This is a genomic window from Mesorhizobium sp. M7A.F.Ca.CA.004.06.1.1, assembly GCF_003999135.1.
Lineage (GTDB): Bacteria > Pseudomonadota > Alphaproteobacteria > Rhizobiales > Rhizobiaceae > Mesorhizobium.
This window is the reverse complement of the sequence record NZ_RZPQ01001189.1, coordinates 1-1093: the sequence shown is the minus strand read 5'-3', so window position 1 is coordinate 1093 and position 1093 is coordinate 1. Positions and strand designations below refer to the sequence as shown.

At 63.9% G+C, this 1093-nt stretch carries 2 protein-coding genes; one reads left to right on the top strand and one right to left on the bottom strand.

Annotated elements, in window-relative coordinates:
- The coding region (locus EN906_RS35020; RefSeq protein WP_127375819.1) for an MFS transporter at positions 1-351 on the top strand (351 nt) is incomplete at its 5' end.
- Between the two features lie 12 nt (positions 352-363).
- Here EN906_RS35020 and EN906_RS35015 read toward each other — a convergent pair.
- Complete coding sequence (locus tag EN906_RS35015) at positions 364-1056, bottom strand: response regulator transcription factor (RefSeq protein WP_127267749.1); 693 nt, start codon at positions 1054-1056, stop codon at positions 364-366.
- Positions 1057-1093: the final 37 nt, after the last annotated feature.

Genomic DNA, 1093 nt, shown 5'->3' with positions numbered 1-1093 from the left:
CCCCTGGGCTCCGTCCCGCTGATCCTGATATGTGCCCTGTTGCAGGGCGGCGGCTTCGGCATCGCCTGGCCGTTCCTGACGCGCGTCATCGTCGCCTCCGCCCCGGAGGGCGAGCAGACCATCGCCTCGGCGGCGGTGCCGACCATGCAGCGCATCGGCTATGCCGTGGGCGCCGCACTCGCCGGCATCGTCGCCAACGCCAGCGGCTTTTCGCAAGGCCTGAACCACGACGCGGCGGCGAATGTCGCGTCGTGGTTGTTTCTTGCCTTCGTGCCGCTCGGCATTGTTGGCTGCCTCGCGGCTTTGCGGGTTTCCAGACCGCTTGGCCAGCCACGGGAAGCTATCGGCTAAAACCTGGCCTGCTCATTCGGCCTCGCGCAGGCGGTAGCCGACGCCGGTCTCGGTGGTGATGTAGCGCGGCTGGTCGGGGCTCTTCTCGATCTTTTGCCTGAGCTGCCGGACATAGACCCTGAGATACTGCACATCGGTCGAATCGCCCCAGACCTGCTTCAAAAGGAAATGATGGGTCAGCACCTTGCCGGCGTGCTGCACCAGCATACGCAGGATGTCGTATTCCTTCGGCGACAGCTTTACCTCCTTGCCCTCGACCTTGACGATGCGCTTGACCAGGTCGACGCTGAGATCGCCGGTCTGGAAAATCGGCTTCTCGCCCTTTTGCTGGAACTTGTGGCGGAGCGCCACGCGAATGCGCGCCACCAGCTCGTTCATGCCGAAAGGTTTGGTGACATAGTCGTCGGCGCCGAGTTCCAGGGCCTGGACGATGCCGGCCTCGTCGGTTCGGCTGGACAGCATGACCACTGGAATGTCGAGACCATCGTCGCGCCATTTGCGCAGCAACTCATGACCGCTCATGCCGGGCAGCCCAAGGTCGAGCAGGACGAGGTCCGGCTTCTCCGCCTCCATCAGCTCGATCGCCACCTTCGCGTTCGGCGCCTCGCTGACCGCATAACCTTGACTGCCGAGCCCGACGCGCAGCAGCTTGCGGATCGGCGGCTCGTCATCGACGACCAATATCCTGACGTTCGAGTTTGTCATGCCAGGTCACCCACGTCGTGGTCGTCGGTATTCGAAG

Bases quoted from the DNA above. Each gene is read 5' to 3' on its own strand.
- EN906_RS35015 (WP_127267749.1), bottom strand. From the start codon at position 1,056: ATGACAAACTCGAACGTCAGGATATTGGTCGTCGATGACGAGCCGCCG.